This is a genomic window from Enterobacter sp. 241F3, from assembly GCF_034106785.1.
GTDB lineage: Bacteria > Pseudomonadota > Gammaproteobacteria > Enterobacterales > Enterobacteriaceae > Enterobacter > Enterobacter vonholyi.
In genome coordinates this window covers 617,106-632,023 of the sequence record NZ_JAWNDD010000001.1, presented here as the reverse complement: position 1 = coordinate 632,023, position 14,918 = coordinate 617,106, and the positions used below count along the sequence as shown (strand labels likewise).

Here is a 14,918-nt window from a genome sequence, read left to right as displayed (position 1 = left end):
ACGGAAAACATTGCGTTAGCACATTATTGCCAGCGAGAAATCTCAATCAGCTTGCCGCCGGGCGGAATATCGTCCTCATCGTGCGTGACCAGCACCACCGGGATATTGCGCGAGCGGACGGCGTCAAAAACCCATGCCCGAAACGAGGCTCGCAACGCTTTATCGAGGCGGCTGAACGGTTCATCCAGCAGCAGCGCCTGCGGCTCCGCGAGCAGGGCGCGCAGCAGGCTAACCCGGGCGCGCTCACCGCCGGAAAGGGTGGCCGGGTCGCTGGCGTAATGACCGCTCAGCCCCGCGGAATTCAGAGCCTGCTCGACCGCTTCCCGACGCGCGCGTCCGGTGATGCGCTCGGGCAGCGCCAGCAGCAAATTCTGCCCGACGCTGAACTGTTCGAACAGCAGCGCGTCCTGAAAGAGAATACCCAGCCCGCGGGATTCCACGGGGAGACCGTCGCAGCGACGCGCGTCCAGCCACAGTTCGCCCCGCGCCTGGAAATCGTCTGACAGCGCGCCGACCATCCAGGCAAAAAGGGTCGATTTGCCGCTGCCGGACGGCCCCATCAGGGTGACGATCTCCCCGCGGGGCACGCAAAAACTGACCTCGCGGAAAAGCGGTTCGATGGTGAGATTGTTTACCTTCAGCATTAACGTAATCCTTGTCGGTAGCGGCCCACGAGCCGGGATAGCAGGGCCGCAAGACCAAACACCGTGCCCGTGACCAGCAGTAGTCCCAGCGCCCGGTTAGCGAGGATCGGGATGCTGCCCCCGCTGCTGAGCGCGACGGTTTCGGTGGTAAGGGTGGCGAACCGCCCCGCGCCCAGCCACAGCGTCGGCATGTATTGCGCCATGCTGACGGAAAAACCGCTAGCAAAGGCCAGCAGCGCAGGGCGCACCAACAGGGGGCATTTCAGCAGCAAGAAGATTTTTGCCCGTCGCCAGCCGAGCGTCCTGGCGGTAAGGATAAGTCGGGGATCGATCCGCCGCCAGGCGGGCTGCAGCACCAGCAGCATCCACGGCAACACCCAGAGCAGATGGCTCCAGAGCACGGCGGCGTAGTGCCCGTCGACGCCCAGGTGCAACGCAATCGCGTACTGGCCGGTGACGAGCGGGAGGGCCGGAAGGGCGATCGGTAGCCACACCCACAGTGCGCCGCGCTGCGGACCCCATTCCAGCCAGAGCAAGCCGACGACCAGGGCAATCAGGGCTGAAAGCAGACCGAAGGAAAGGCTGCTTCCCACCGGGCCAACGTCATTCCTTTGCGCCAGCATCAACAGCACCACGGCGCACAGCACGCCGCACGCGGGGAGGAACCCGCTCAGTGCTCGCTCAGGCAGGAGGCGCTGAGACCGGGGACGCGTCCCCGCGACTTCCGGAATGGTGCGACGCCATGCTTTCCAGAGGCCGTACCCGAGGGCGGCAAGCGCGGACAGCAGCAGAAGGAGAAGCAGGCACAGCAGCGTCCCTTTTGCCTGCTGATGCGCGTCGCCCTGGCTCAGCCACTGCCAGGCCAGCACGGCCAGGGTAGGCGGGTTGCCGGGCCCGAGAACGATCGCCACATCCACGACCGAGAGCGACCATGCCAGCACCGCCAGCATCACTGCGCCGAGGACTGGCGCGATGGCCGGGAGAATCAGCCAGCTGAGCGTCTGAAAACGCCCGTAGCCAAAGGTTTGCAGGACGATCTTATGCTGCGCGAGCCGCTTCTCCGGCAGCACGGCGTAAATCGCCCACAGCACAAACGCGCTCTCTTTGACCGCGAGCGTCAGGCCCAGCCCGGCGCCGTATCGGTCAAACGGCGGCGAACAGACGGTGCAGATCTGATAAAACAGACCGCCCTCGGCAAAAAGCAGTAATGCACCGGTGGCGAACGCCACATGGGGGATCGCCAGTAGCCACGGCAGGCGGGTAGTGAGACGGCGCCAGCGCTTACCGGGCCATAAAAGGCTGACGAGGAAAAGGGCAATCAGCAACGCCCCGAGCGTGGCGATGAGCGTTGAGACCAGCGTGGCGACGGTCGCCTGCGGCAGTTGCGGATCGTTCAGCAGCTGCTGCCAGTTTGTCACCGAAAACGCCGGGGCAAGCAGCATGGCGCCGGCGGGCAGGACCGGTAGATAAATTACCGCCATCGCCAGCCAGACTAGCCCGCTCAGCGGGTGCCGTAACGACGCAGCCATTCCTGCTCCAGCGCGTTCACCCAGGCGGACTGCGGCTCTGCAAGCACCTTCGGCAACTCCTGAGGCGTGTGGGCCAGCAGCTGTTTGGCTTCACCTTCGGGCAGCGTTTTGGCATCCAGCACGCTCGGATCGCCCCAGATGGCCGGGTCGGCCTTGCGGATCTGCGCCTGCGGTGACAGCAGGAAATTAGCGACCAGTTTTGCACCCGCGCTGGCGCCGGCATTGGCCGGAATCGCCACAAAATGGACGTTACCTAGCATCCCACTCTGGAAACCAAAGCTGTAGCTGTCGGCAGGCAGTTCGCCGCTCGCTATTTTTTGCTGACCATGGGCCGGGTTAAAGGTCAGCGACAGGTTCAGACTGCCGCTGGCAAGCAGGGCATCCATCCGTGCAGGGGAAGGGGGGAAATCTTTCCCTTCGCGCCACAGCTGCGGGTGGAGTTTGTCCAGATAATCCCAGAGCGGTGCCGTCACCTCGGCAAAGGTGCTATCGGGAGCCTTTTGCAGCGCGTCCGGGTGAGCGGTCAGCGTCAGCAGCAGCTGCTCAAGAAATGCCGTGCCGGTAAAATCGGGCGGGCGAGGATAGCTGATCTTGCCGGGGTGCTGCTGCGCGTAGGCCAGCAGCGCCTGAGGATCCACAGGCGGCGTCGGCATGCTGGCCTTGCGGGCGATAAAGGTCAGCTGCGCGCCGCCCCATGGCGACTCCGCCCCGTCGGTTGGGACGGCAAAATCTTCGGTGACCGGTTTGCGGGTATCAACATAGCGCCAGTTTGGCAGCGTCTGCGCCCATCCGGTTTGCAGCAGGTTCGCCTCTTTCAGCGTGCGGAAGTTTTCGCCGTTAATCCACAGCAGGTCAACCGAGCCGTTGGTCTTACGCCCCGCGGCGGCTTCGGTCTGAATACGTTTTACGGCGTCGGCAGCATCCGCCAGCGGGACGATTTTTAGGGTAATGGCATAGTGCGTTTGCATCTCGCCGCTGACCCATTCCAGATAGCGGTTGACCGCCGGATCGCCGCCCCAGGCGTTAAACCAGACGGTCTGGCCTTTAGCCTGTTGCTGAATGGCCTGCCAGCCGTCGGCGGCAAATAGGGGGGCTGCCAGCAGCAGACCGGTCAGAAACGTGCAAAAACGCACACGGCGCATAATGCCTCACTTTTTAGCAGACGGGAGAAAACGGGAAAACAGCCAGCGGGTGACCAGCGGTAATAACCCCAGTAGTGTAAAGGCGAATACCATGCCAGGCGACAAAATATCGCGCAGCGATGCCACTTTTCCCAGCTCGCGCCCGGCGTTCAGAAAGATAATCGTGGCGGGCAGCATGGCTGCCTGGCTGACCCACCAGTAGCGGCAGACGCCAATGCGGGTCAGCCCCATAAGCAAATTCACCAGGAAAAACGGGAACAGCGGCATCAGGCGCAGGGCAAAAAGATAGCCCGCTCCGTCGCGCGCCATGCCAGCGTTTACCGTTTTCATCCGCTGAGCAAACCGCTGCTGAACCCAGTCGCGCAGCAGATAACGGCTTGCGAGCATCGCAAGCGTCGCCCCGAGGGTGGAGGCAAACGAGACCAGCACGGTGCCTTCCCACAGGCTAAACAACGCCCCGCCCAGCAGGGTAAGGATCGCCGCGCCGGGAATCGAGAGGGCGGAGACCGCCACATAGATCGCAAAAAAGGTCAGCGCGCTGCGCAGCGGCGCGTGGTCAACATGGGAGAGGAGTGCCTGCTGGTGGGTTTTAATCCCTTCCAGGGAGAGGGTTCCCGGGGAAAGCATGACAAACGTCAGAATAAATGCGCCCAGAAGGGCGCACAGGAAGAGTGTTTTTCGAATGTTCACGCGTCATTACAGCTTGAATTTAGCCCACACCGGCGCGTGGTCAGACGGTTTTTCCATGCTGCGGATGTCGTAGTCGATCCCGGTTTCGATGCAGCGCTCTGCCAGCGGCGAACTGGCCAGCAGCAGGTCGATACGCAGGCCGCGGTTGTCGTCAAAGCCTTTTGAGCGGTAGTCAAACCAGGAGAAGCGATCCTGCGTTTCCGGGTTGGCGTTGCGGAACGTGTCCACCAGGCCCCAGCCCAGCAGGCGCTCCATCCACTCACGCTCTTCCGGCAGGAAGGAGCATTTGCCGGTACGCAGCCAGCGTTTGCGGTTCTCTTCGCCAATACCGATATCCAGATCCGTCGGGCTAATATTCATATCGCCCATGATCAGCACCGGATTCTCTTTTTTGAGTTCGGTGGTCAGGTAGTCCTGCAGATCCTGATAAAACTTGGCTTTAGCAGGGAATTTTGTTTCATGGTCACGGCTCTCACCCTGCGGGAAATAGCCGTTAATGACCGTGATATTTCCGAGCGCGGAAGGGACTTCCGCCATGATGATGCGGCGCTGCGCTTCTTCACCGTCGCCGGGGAAGCCGCGACGCACGGAAACCGGCGGCGCTTTGGTCAGCAGCGCGACGCCATAGTGACCTTTCTGGCCGTGATAAAAGACGTTGTAGCCGAGTTTCGCCACCTCTTCGAGGGGGAACATGTCGTCGTGAACCTTTGTCTCCTGCAGGCCGATCACATCTGGCTGATGTTGCTCAACGATAGCTTCAAGCTGATGAGGGCGGGCACGCAGGCCGTTGATATTAAAAGAGACAAATTTCATAGTCGCTGCCAGTGCAAGGTGAATAGTGCAAGGATGGTAGCAGAATTTGCGTCAACTGTTACCGGCTTCGGCCAATAACTGCAACAGATAATGCCGGTGGTGCAATATTTGCACCATTCTGACGCGCCTCGCCCTCAAACAGGGCGTAAATGACCGATAAATTTCGCGAGCGATCACAATTCCAGAATTATATTTGGCCTGTGCATACTCTTTCTGATTTTCATGCGGCAAAGCGCCGCTTGTCGTAAAAATATTCACTTTTTATGCACTAACAGTGAATAACTCCATGTCGTAACTTGTTGATATTCTGTTACCTCAACCCGTTTATGCAATTTTATCGCTGGCTGGCACGAAGGCTGCAATCTACATTCACAGTGCAAACACTCAATTATTTAACATTCAAATAACTTTTTATTTACCGGATGAGGTCGCTATGTCTCTGTCAATTACGCGTGAAAATTTCGATGAATGGATGATGCCGGTTTACGCTCCGGCGGCTTTTATTCCGGTTCGTGGGGAAGGCTCGCGCCTGTGGGATCAGCAGGGTAAAGAGTATATCGACTTTGCCGGTGGGATTGCGGTCAATGCGCTGGGTCATGCGCACCCGGCGCTGCGTCAGGCGCTCAATGACCAGGCGGCGAAGTTCTGGCATACCGGCAACGGCTTTACCAACGAGCCCGCGCTGCGTCTGGCCAAAAAACTGATCGACGCGACGTTTGCCGAAAAAGTCTTTTTCTGTAACTCGGGGGCGGAAGCCAACGAAGCGGCGCTGAAGCTGGCGCGCAAATATGCGCACGATAAATTTGGTACCCACAAGAGCGGCATCGTGGCGTTTAAAAATGCCTTCCACGGGCGCACGCTCTTTACCGTCAGCGCGGGCGGCCAGCCTTCATACTCGCAGGATTTCGCCCCGCTGCCGCCGGATATCCGTCACGGTATTTATAACGATCTACAGTCCGCCAGCGAGCTGATTAACGACACCACCTGCGCGGTGATCGTCGAGCCGATGCAGGGCGAGGGCGGCGTGCTTCCGGCGAAAAAGGAATTCCTGCAGGGGCTGCGCGAGCTGTGCGATCGTCATAACGCGGTGCTGATTTTCGACGAAGTGCAGACCGGCGTGGGCCGCACCGGCGAGCTGTATGCCTATATGCACTACGGCGTCACGCCGGACGTGCTTTCGACCGCCAAAGCGCTGGGCGGCGGCTTCCCGATTGGCGCGACGCTGACCATCGATAAATTCGCCAGCGTGATGACCGTCGGCACCCACGGCACCACCTACGGCGGCAACCCGCTGGCCACCGCCGTCGCCGGACAGGTGCTCGACATCATTAACACCCCTGAGGTGCTGAAGGGCGTTAAGCAGCGCCACGACTGGTTTGTTGAGCGCCTGAACGCCATCAACGGCAAAACGGGGCTGTTTAAAGAGATCCGCGGCCTGGGGCTGTTAATCGGCTGCGAGCTCACAGCTGAGTTTGCCGGGAAAGCTAAACTTATTTCACAGGAAGCGGCAAAAGTGGGCGTGATGGTGCTGATTGCCGGTGCCAGCGTAGTGCGTTTTGCTCCCGCGCTGATCGTCAGCGAGGAAGAGGTGCAAACCGGTCTGGACCGCTTTGCGCTGGCGTGTGAAAAGGTGAAATCCGGGGTGTCATCATGATGGTCATCCGTCCCGTTGAGCGCGGCGACCTCGCCGGGCTCATGCAGCTTGCCGGTAAGACGGGAGGCGGGCTGACCTCGCTTCCTGCCGATGAAAATACGCTGTCGGCGCGCATTGAGCGCGCCCTGCAAACCTGGCAGGGGACGTTGCCTAAAAGCGAACAGGGGTATGTGTTCGTGCTGGAAGACACCGACACGGGAACCGTGGCCGGGATCTGCGCCATTGAAGTGGCCGTCGGGCTTAACGATCCGTGGTACAACTACCGCGTCGGCACCATGGTTCACGCCTCGAAAGAGCTGAACGTCTATAACGCGCTGCCCACGCTGTTTCTCTGCAATGACCACACGGGCGCCAGCGAGCTGTGCACGCTGTTCCTCGACCCGGCGTGGCGAAAAGAGGGCAACGGCTATCTGCTCTCCAAATCGCGCTTTATGTTTATGGCCGCCTTCCGCGATCGCTTTAACGAAAAAGTGGTTGCGGAGATGCGCGGCGTGATCGACGACACCGGCTACTCGCCGTTCTGGGAGAGCCTGGGCGAGCGCTTCTTCTCGATGGAGTTCAGCCGGGCGGACTATCTCTGCGGTACCGGCCAGAAAGCCTTTATCGCCGAGCTGATGCCGAAGCATCCTATCTATACCCATTTCCTCAGCCCGGAAGCACAGGCGGTGATCGGCGAAGTGCATCCGCAAACCGCACCCGCCCGCGCGGTGCTGGAGAAAGAAGGCTTCCGCTACCGCAACTATGTCGACATCTTTGACGGCGGGCCTACGCTTGAGTGCGACATCGACCGCGTGCGCGCGATCCGTAAAAGCCGTCTGGTTGAGGTCTCTGAAGGCCAGCCCGCGCCGGGCGACTGGCCGGCGTGCCTGGTGGCGAACGAAAATTATGCCAACTTCCGCGCCATGCTGGTGCGGACCAACCCCAAATGTGAACGTCTGGTGCTGACGGCTGCAGAACTGGATGCCCTGAAATGTAACGCCGGCGATACGGTTCGCCTGGTGCGTCTCTGCCCTGAGGAGAAAACAGCATGACATTATGGATTAACGGTGACTGGGTCACGGGCGAAGGCGAAGAGCGCGTAAAGACCAATCCGGTAGGAAAAGAGGCGCTCTGGAAGGGGAATGACGCCAGCGCCGCGCAGGTGGAACAAGCCTGCCATGCCGCCCGCCGCGCGTTTCCGGCGTGGGCAAAACAGCCTTTCGCCGTGCGCCAGGAAATTGTTGAAAAGTTTGCCGGGCTGCTGGAGGCAAACAAGGCCGAACTGACGCGCATCATCGCGTCTGAAACCAGTAAACCGCGCTGGGAAGCGACAACCGAAGTGACGGCGATGATCAACAAAATCGCCATTTCGGTGAAGGCGTACCACACCCGTACCGGCGAACAGCACACCGACATGCCGGACGGCGCGGCCACGCTGCGCCACCGTCCGCACGGCGTGCTGGCGGTGTTTGGTCCGTACAACTTCCCGGGGCATCTGCCGAATGGGCACATTGTGCCCGCGCTGCTGGCGGGCAATACCGTCATCTTCAAACCGAGCGAGCTCACGCCATTAACCGGCGAAGCGGTGGTTAAGCTGTGGGAACAGGCAGGCCTGCCGCCGGGCGTGCTAAACCTGGTGCAGGGCGGACGGGAAACCGGTCAGGCGCTGAGCGCGCTGAGCGATATCGACGGCCTGCTGTTTACCGGCAGCGCCGGTACGGGCTATCAGCTGCACCGCCAGCTGGCAGGGCAGCCGGAGAAAATCCTGGCGCTGGAGATGGGCGGCAACAACCCGCTGATTGTGGAAGACCCTGACGATATCGACGCCGCGGTGCACCTGACGATTCAGTCCGCCTTTATTACCGCCGGACAGCGCTGCACCTGTTCCCGCCGTCTGCTGGTGAAGCGGGGCGCACAGGGGGATGCCTTCCTGAAACGTCTGGTTGAAGTGAGCGCGCGTCTGGTGCCTGCCGCGTGGGATGCCGATCCGCAGCCGTTTATCGGCGGACTGATTTCCGAACAGGCCGCGCTGAACGTGCTGAAGGCCTGGCAGGACCACGTCGCGCGCGGCGCGAAAACCCTGCTGGAGCCGAAGCTGGTTCAGCCAGGAACCTCGCTGCTGACGCCGGGCATCGTAGAGATGAGTGGCGCGAGCAACGTCCCGGATGAAGAGGTCTTTGGTCCGCTGCTGTGCGTCTGGCGTTACGACGATTTTGATGCGGCGATTGCGATGGCGAATAACACCCGCTACGGCCTGTCGAGCGGGCTGATTTCGCCTCATCGCGAGAAGTTTGATCGACTGCTGCTGGAAGCGCGCGCCGGGATCGTGAACTGGAATAAACCGCTGACCGGGGCCGCGAGCACCGCGCCGTTCGGCGGCGTGGGCGCATCGGGCAACCATCGCGCCAGCGCGTGGTATGCCGCCGATTACTGTGCCTGGCCGATGGCGAGCCTGGAAACCCCGGCGCTGACGCTGCCGGAGACGCTTAATCCGGGGCTGGACTTTACCGGAGGGGATCGCCATGAAAGCGCGTGAAGTCAACTTTGACGGGCTGGTGGGGCTGACGCACCACTACGCCGGTCTCTCTTTTGGTAATGAAGCCTCCACGAAGCACCGCTTTCAGGTTTCCAACCCGAAGCTGGCGGCGAAGCAGGGGCTGCTTAAGATGAAAGCGCTGGCGGATGCCGGTTTCCCGCAGGCGGTGATCCCGCCGCAGGAGCGTCCGAACGTGGCGGTGCTGCGTCAGCTCGGCTTTAGCGGCACCGATGAGCAGGTGGTTGAAAAAGCGGGTACGCAGACGCCGCACCTGCTCTCGGCGGCAAGCTCGGCCTCTTCGATGTGGGTCGCCAACGCGGCAACCGTCGCGCCGTCAGCCGATACGCTGGATGGCAAAGTCCACCTGACGGTGGCGAACCTGAATAACAAGTTTCACCGCGCCACCGAAGCGGAAACCACCGAGCGCGTGCTGCGCGCCATTTTCAACCAGGACGCCCTTTTTGCGGTGCATCAGGCCCTGCCGCAGGTGGCGATGTTTGGCGACGAAGGCGCGGCCAACCATAACCGCCTGGGGGGCGATTATGGTGACCCGGGCCTGCAGCTGTTTATCTACGGGCGAGAAGAGGGGGGCCACGCCGCGCCAACCCGTTACCCTGCGCGTCAGACGCTGGCGGCCAGCCAGGCGGTTGCCCGCCTGAATCAGGTCAATCCTTCCCAGGTGGTTTTTGCCCAGCAAAACCCGCATGTGATTGACCAGGGCGTATTCCATAACGACGTGATCGCCGTTTCTAACCGCCAGGTGCTGTTCTGCCACGAGCAGGCGTTTGCCCATCAGGAAAAGCTGCTCGCCACGCTGCATGAGCGCGTGCGTGGCTTCACGCCAATCCAGGTGCCAACGGCGGCGGTAAGCGTGCAGGACGCGGTCGAAACGTATCTGTTCAATAGCCAGCTGCTGAGCCGCGATGACGGCAGCATGATGCTGGTTCTGCCGCAGGAGTCCCGGGATCATCAGGGCGTGTGGCGCTACCTGACCGAGCTGGTGAAGGCCGATAACCCGATTGACGAACTGCGCGTGTTTGACCTGCGTGAAAGTATGGCCAACGGCGGTGGTCCAGCCTGTTTACGTCTGCGCGTGGTCTTGACTCAGGCCGAAATGCAGGCGGTTAACCCGGCGGTCATGATGAACGATACGCTCTTTACGCGCCTGAATGACTGGGTCGATCGCTACTATCGCGACCGTCTAACGCAGGCCGATCTGGTTGACCCGCAGCTTCTGCGCGAAGGTCGCGAGGCGCTGGACGCGTTGTCGACAATCCTGCAGCTGGGATCGGTTTATCCGTTCCAGCGCTAAAGGAGTGGGTATGGAAAATTTACTGGCGCTGACCCTGGCCGATGAAACGCCGGAACAGAAAGAGGGGGATGGCCCCTCATTTCGCTGGCGGTGGCTGGGGCGCGGGGTGCTTGAGCTGACGCCGACAGCAAAGAGCGATCTCTCGCTGCTGCTTTCAACGGGCATTCACGGGAATGAAACGGCGCCCGTTGAGATTGTCGATCTGCTGCTGCGCGCGCTGTATCGCAATGAAATTGCCCTGAAGTGCCGCGTGCTGGTGGTGCTCGGCAATCCCCCTGCGCTGGCGCAAAACAAGCGGTATCTGGTGAGCGACATTAACCGCATGTTCGGCGGGCGCTGGTCGCAGTTTCCGCAGAGTGACGAAACGGCGCGGGCACAGTGGCTGGAGAACGTGGTGACCGCGTTCTTTGCCGCTGCGGGTCCCGTGCGCTGGCATCTGGATCTGCATACGGCCATCCGCGCGTCCTACCATGTCCGCTTTGGCGTTCTGCCGCAGCGCAATCAGCCGTGGGAGGAAGATTTCCTGAGCTGGCTGGGAGACGCCGGGCTGGAGGCGCTGGTGTTTCACCAGTCGCCGGGCGGAACCTTTACGCACTTCACCTGTGAGCACTTTGGCGCGTTGTCCTGTACGCTGGAGCTGGGGAAAGCGCTGCCGTTTGGGCAAAACGATCTCACCCGCTTTGCGCCAACGCATCTCGCCCTTCGGGCGCTGCTGGGCGGAACGGCTCTCGAGCATACGCATCTGCCCGTCGAGCGGTATCGGGTCGTACAGCAGATCACGCGGCGCAGCGACGCCTTCCTGCTCCATATGGCCGCGCATACTCTAAACTTCACGCCGTTTCGCAAAGGGGCGCTGCTGGCCGAGGATGGCGAGGAGCGTTACGAGGTGCAGAAAACCACCGAGTATGTTTTATTCCCTAACCCGAGCGTGGCGTTTGGCCTGCGTGCCGGACTGATGCTGGAAAAAATATCCTGAACCTTTCCCCTCTCTTCATCCGGGAGGGGAACTAAAATACCTTTTCTTAACAATTAAAGCGCCTGTGCGTGTTTTGCAGAATATTCCTGGTGAATTGCTTTATTATTCATCTTCACTCGGTTATACTTCTGCTAAATCGCTTTTAAATCATCGTATTAAATATTTTTCGTTGCAACTCTCCACGCTTTATCCTTATTTCCTCCACATTTGGCGAAAATTTGTTTTTTACACTTTCATTGTTTTACCGTTGCTCTGACTAATTGACGATAAACCCCGTAAAGTTAATCTCGTCAACACGGCATAGCGCCGAAGAATAACTGAAAGAAAGGAAATAAATTATGCGTAAGTTTACTGCACTGTTTGTTGCTTCTACCCTGGCTCTGGGCGCTACCAGCATGGCGTTCGCCGCAGATACTGCGACCACTGCACCTGCCGCGCCTGCTGAAGGCAAAATGATGATGCATCATAAAGGTCCGGGTATGCACAACGAGATGATGATGTTCAAGGATCTCAACCTGACGGATGCGCAGAAACAGCAGATCCGCGATATCCGGAAAAGCGAACGCGATCAGATGAAACGTCCGCCGCTGGAAGAGCGTCGTGCCATGCATGACATCATCGCCAGCGACAGCTTCGATAAGGCGAAAGCCGAAGCGCAGATCGACAAAATGGCCGAGCAGCACAAAGCCCGCATGCTGGCTCACATGGAAACCCAGAACAAGATCTACAACATTCTGACCCCGGAACAGAAAAAACAATTTAATGCGAATTTTGAGAAGCGTCTGACAGAACGTCCGGCGATGGAAGGTAAAATGCCAGCACCAACCGAATAATCGGTTCACTCTCTTAAGACCGCCGGTCCTGTCCACAAAAGCGCAACCGCTGTGGACAGGACCGGCGGTTTTTCTTTCATGCCCTCTTGTCTGCCGCCGCCAGCGCGGTATGCTCCTGTAGTCGCATCAGAGAATGTTTGTAGAGTCATGGCGTTAGAATTTTTATTAACGTTCCGCTAAGGCCTGACCTCTCTGCTGCCGATACTGTTTCTGTGAATACCCAACGATAACAAACAAGACAGCAACGATAGCAATATCCTTGCCCTGGCACGGGTTGTGCCATTCAGGAGTGGTGATGGAGTTCTTTGATATCCGTAAGATGCCGGTCAGCCTCTGGCGCAATGGTGCGGGTGAAACGCGTGAGATTTGTTGTTTCCCTCCCGCGACGCGGGATTTTCAATGGCGTGCCAGTATCGCGACTATTGCAAGCAACGGCGAATTTTCCTCGTTTCCAGGCGTCGACCGGGTGATCACGTTACTGGAAGGAGGGGAGGTGACGCTGGATGCCGGTCAGGCATTCTTCCATACCCTCAAGCACCATCAGCCCTACAGCTTTGCTGGCGATCTGCCGGTGAAAGCGCTGCTTTCCGATGGGCGGATGGCGATGGACTTCAACATCATGACCCGGCGCGACTGCTGCCGGGCGAAGGTGCGCGTGGCTGACCGTACCTTTACCACCTTTGGCTCACGCGGGGGGGTGGTGTTTGTGTTAAGCGGGGCGTGGCAGCTGGGTGATAAATTGCTGACGGCCGATCAGGGCGCCAGCTGGGAGGAGGGTACCCATACGCTGCGTCTGCTGGAGGCTCAGGGCACCTTATTGTTCAGCGAAATCACGTGGCTGCCAGGTTATTGAGCACAATGATCTCAAATTTACCGGCTAATACCGGTTTACAGAGAATTTTATAGCCATCGTGGTCAAATCCGGCGGGCGTGCGCAGCAGGGTTGCCGCGTCGTTGATGTCGTCGACAGCGCCCAGCCAGAGCCAGTTGTTGACGATGTGATACTGGGTCATCGCGTCACCCACTTCTTTTAGCGCAACGGCGCTTTCCCAGGGCCAGCAGTTCACGCTGATGGCCGCCAGACCGGTGAGAAGCCGGGCGTGATGCGCCTCAACGCTCTCTTTCCCGCAGCAGGCACCGGCGCAGCGCTTCAGCGCGGATCGAAAACAGGCGCGTCCGCGGGTGGTTGCCTCCAGACCTAAAAGGCTGTAGCAAAGCTGTAAATCGTCCGCCAGCGTCTGCAGCGCCTGGAGCGCGGCGCGTTTATTGGCGAATAGCCCATAAAGATTCGGGGCATGTGAAAAATCGACCTCGCGCGCGTAGACGACCTGCGGCTTGCCATCGTTTATCTGCAGGGAGCAGAGCTGACGGTTGCGGCGCAGGCGCTTATTGAACAGCGGCTGTTGTTCTTTTATCAACCGAGCCTCCAGCAACAGCGCGCCCATTTCTCCGGCCGTCTGGAACCAGGTAATGCGTCGCGACTGGCGCAGCATGGCGGCCTCGTCCGGGGTACGCAGATGGGATAACACCCGACTGCGAATGTTAACGCTCTTGCCAATGTAGAGCGGCAGGGTGTCGCTTTCGCCGTGAAAGATGTACACGCCCGGCTGTTTAGGCAATGCTTCAAGCCAGGGGCGAAGGTGCTCGGGATATTCGTAGATAGCCGCCGCTTCAAACTCAAGTCGCGGGGCGGATTGACGCCTGCTCACATACTGCTCCATATACTGTTCAGGTATACAGTGTAGCAGGAGTGTGGTGGTTAAAAAAGAGCCGGGTGGCGGCGACGCCTTACCCGGCCTACTAAACGGGGTTACCGTTTTGCTTTATTTTTTCCAGAAGTCGTCAAACACCGTAATGGGCGTGTGGCGCTTGTGCTCGGTTTTCAGATACCAGCCTTCGATGATTTTCGCGGTACGTTCATCCAGCTTTTTGCCTTCCAGATAATCATCAATGTTGTCATAGGTGACGCCAAGCGCTGCTTCATCCGGCAGGGAAGGGCGATCGTCCTCCAGATCGGCTGTCGGCGCTTTCTTATACAGATGCTCAGGACAGCCCAGCGCGGCAAGCAGCTGCTTGCCCTGACGCTTGTTCAGGCGGAAGATCGGGTTAATGTCGGTGCCGCCGTCGCCGTACTTGGTGAAGAAGCCGGTGATCGCTTCGGCCGCATGGTCGGTGCCGACCACGACGCCTTTGGTCATCCCGGCGATGCTGTACTGTGCTTTCATACGTTCGCGGGCTTTCTCGTTGCCGCGGACAAAATCGCTCAGCTCAATGCCCGCTTCGCGAAGCGCCTGCTCGCTTGCCAGCACCGAGCCCTTAATATTCACGGTCAGCACGCGGTCAGGCTGAATGAAGGCAATGGCATCCTGGCAATCCTGCTCGTCCGCCTGTACGCCGTAAGGAAGGCGCACAGCGATAAACTGCAGCGTCTCATCGCCCGTCTCTTCGCGAAGCTCTGAAATCGCCATCTGGCAGAGTTTACCGGTCAGGGTAGAGTCCTGGCCGCCGCTGATGCCCAGCACCAGGGATTTCAGGAAAGCGTTCTTTTTTAAGTACGATTTTAAAAAATCCACGCTGCGGCGGATCTCTTCATGTGCATCTACCGTAGGCTTCGCGCCCAGTGCCTGAATAATCTCTTGTTGCAGAGCCATCACGCCCTCCATATGCAGTACATAAACAGAATGTGTTAGCTGTTAAAACTAACCCTTTGGGCGAGAAACGACAAGGATCACAGTTTCGAGTGCGCTAATTTGCGCCGATTTAGCAGCTTATCGTTGTTTTATTAGAATTTTCCGAAATTCGTCTGGCGT

Annotated in this window: 14 protein-coding genes; 7 read left to right on the top strand and 7 right to left on the bottom strand. The window is 59.3% G+C overall.

The features are described 5' to 3' along the window. Positions 1 to 23: 23 nt before the first annotated feature. The 5 genes from UR504_RS02935 to xthA are packed head-to-tail and all read right to left on the bottom strand — an operon-like array spanning position 24 to position 4,818. Complete coding sequence (locus tag UR504_RS02935; RefSeq protein WP_127730452.1) at positions 24 to 644, bottom strand: ATP-binding cassette domain-containing protein; 621 nt, start codon at positions 642 to 644, stop codon at positions 24 to 26. Next, entirely contained in the window at positions 644 to 2,173 is a 1,530-nt protein-coding gene (locus tag UR504_RS02930) for a thiamine ABC transporter permease (RefSeq protein WP_320739312.1), read from the bottom strand. The genes UR504_RS02935 and UR504_RS02930 overlap by 1 nt, the downstream gene beginning before the upstream one ends. Further along, positions 2,146 to 3,306: an ABC transporter substrate-binding protein gene (locus UR504_RS02925; protein WP_414464875.1), complete on the bottom strand. Its 1,161-nt coding sequence runs from the start codon at positions 3,304 to 3,306 to the stop codon at positions 2,146 to 2,148. Before UR504_RS02925 ends, UR504_RS02930 begins: the two co-directional genes overlap by 28 nt. Before the next feature lie 15 nt (positions 3,307 to 3,321). Beyond that, complete coding sequence (locus tag UR504_RS02920; protein ID WP_302234762.1) at positions 3,322 to 4,005, bottom strand: TVP38/TMEM64 family protein; 684 nt, start codon at positions 4,003 to 4,005, stop codon at positions 3,322 to 3,324. 6 nt (positions 4,006 to 4,011) lie between these two features. Next, entirely contained in the window at positions 4,012 to 4,818 is an 807-nt protein-coding gene (gene xthA / locus UR504_RS02915; protein ID WP_111965595.1) for an exodeoxyribonuclease III, read from the bottom strand. 433 nt (positions 4,819 to 5,251) lie between these two features. On the opposite strand from xthA, the gene UR504_RS02910 reads away from it, so the two are divergent. The 7 genes from UR504_RS02910 (at position 5,252) to ves (ending at position 12,961) form a co-directional block, all read left to right on the top strand. Next, positions 5,252 to 6,472: an aspartate aminotransferase family protein gene (locus UR504_RS02910; protein WP_302234763.1), complete on the top strand. Its 1,221-nt coding sequence runs from the start codon at positions 5,252 to 5,254 to the stop codon at positions 6,470 to 6,472. After that, complete coding sequence (gene astA / locus UR504_RS02905) at positions 6,469 to 7,503, top strand: arginine N-succinyltransferase (protein WP_115874811.1); 1,035 nt, start codon at positions 6,469 to 6,471, stop codon at positions 7,501 to 7,503. Before UR504_RS02910 ends, astA begins: the two co-directional genes overlap by 4 nt. Next, complete coding sequence (astD, locus tag UR504_RS02900; RefSeq protein WP_271367704.1) at positions 7,500 to 8,987, top strand: succinylglutamate-semialdehyde dehydrogenase; 1,488 nt, start codon at positions 7,500 to 7,502, stop codon at positions 8,985 to 8,987. Before astA ends, astD begins: the two co-directional genes overlap by 4 nt. Continuing rightward, positions 8,974 to 10,299 carry an N-succinylarginine dihydrolase gene (astB, locus tag UR504_RS02895; protein WP_127730462.1) on the top strand — a complete coding sequence of 442 codons (1,326 nt, stop codon included), beginning with the start codon at positions 8,974 to 8,976 and terminating at the stop codon, positions 10,297 to 10,299. The genes astD and astB overlap by 14 nt, the downstream gene beginning before the upstream one ends. 10 nt (positions 10,300 to 10,309) lie before the next feature. Further along, positions 10,310 to 11,275, top strand: coding sequence for a succinylglutamate desuccinylase (gene astE, locus UR504_RS02890; protein ID WP_127730464.1), 966 nt, complete (start codon positions 10,310 to 10,312; stop codon positions 11,273 to 11,275). A 338-nt stretch (positions 11,276 to 11,613) separates the two neighbouring features. Continuing rightward, entirely contained in the window at positions 11,614 to 12,108 is a 495-nt protein-coding gene (gene spy, locus UR504_RS02885; protein ID WP_274242758.1) for an ATP-independent periplasmic protein-refolding chaperone Spy, read from the top strand. Between the two features lie 295 nt (positions 12,109 to 12,403). Further along, entirely contained in the window at positions 12,404 to 12,961 is a 558-nt protein-coding gene (gene ves / locus UR504_RS02880; RefSeq protein WP_302234764.1) for an environmental stress-induced protein Ves, read from the top strand. Here the strand turns inward: ves and cho are convergent. Both cho and nadE read right to left on the bottom strand, forming a co-directional pair. Continuing rightward, positions 12,939 to 13,817, bottom strand: coding sequence for an excinuclease Cho (gene cho, locus UR504_RS02875; RefSeq protein ID WP_302234765.1), 879 nt, complete (start codon positions 13,815 to 13,817; stop codon positions 12,939 to 12,941). The two genes, ves and cho, sit on opposite strands and share 23 nt — an antisense overlap. 114 nt (positions 13,818 to 13,931) lie before the next feature. Further along, on the bottom strand, positions 13,932 to 14,759 hold the full coding sequence (gene nadE / locus UR504_RS02870) for an ammonia-dependent NAD(+) synthetase (RefSeq protein ID WP_111965602.1): 828 nt from the start codon (positions 14,757 to 14,759) through the stop codon (positions 13,932 to 13,934). Positions 14,760 to 14,918: the final 159 nt, after the last annotated feature.

Excerpts from the sequence above, each read along its gene's own strand:
- UR504_RS02935 (WP_127730452.1), bottom strand. The coding sequence starts at position 644 with ATGCTGAAGGTAAACAATCTCACCATCGAACCGCTTTTCCGCGAGGTC.
- UR504_RS02930 (WP_320739312.1), bottom strand. The coding sequence starts at position 2,173 with ATGGCTGCGTCGTTACGGCACCCGCTGAGCGGGCTAGTCTGGCTGGCG.
- xthA (WP_111965595.1), bottom strand. The coding sequence starts at position 4,818 with ATGAAATTTGTCTCTTTTAATATCAACGGCCTGCGTGCCCGCCCTCAT.
- UR504_RS02910 (WP_302234763.1), top strand. The coding sequence starts at position 5,252 with ATGTCTCTGTCAATTACGCGTGAAAATTTCGATGAATGGATGATGCCG.
- astA (WP_115874811.1), top strand. The coding sequence starts at position 6,469 with ATGATGGTCATCCGTCCCGTTGAGCGCGGCGACCTCGCCGGGCTCATG.
- astD (WP_271367704.1), top strand. The coding sequence starts at position 7,500 with ATGACATTATGGATTAACGGTGACTGGGTCACGGGCGAAGGCGAAGAG.
- astB (WP_127730462.1), top strand. The coding sequence starts at position 8,974 with ATGAAAGCGCGTGAAGTCAACTTTGACGGGCTGGTGGGGCTGACGCAC.
- astE (WP_127730464.1), top strand. The coding sequence starts at position 10,310 with ATGGAAAATTTACTGGCGCTGACCCTGGCCGATGAAACGCCGGAACAG.
- spy (WP_274242758.1), top strand. The coding sequence starts at position 11,614 with ATGCGTAAGTTTACTGCACTGTTTGTTGCTTCTACCCTGGCTCTGGGC.
- ves (WP_302234764.1), top strand. The coding sequence starts at position 12,404 with ATGGAGTTCTTTGATATCCGTAAGATGCCGGTCAGCCTCTGGCGCAAT.
- nadE (WP_111965602.1), bottom strand. The coding sequence starts at position 14,759 with ATGGCTCTGCAACAAGAGATTATTCAGGCACTGGGCGCGAAGCCTACG.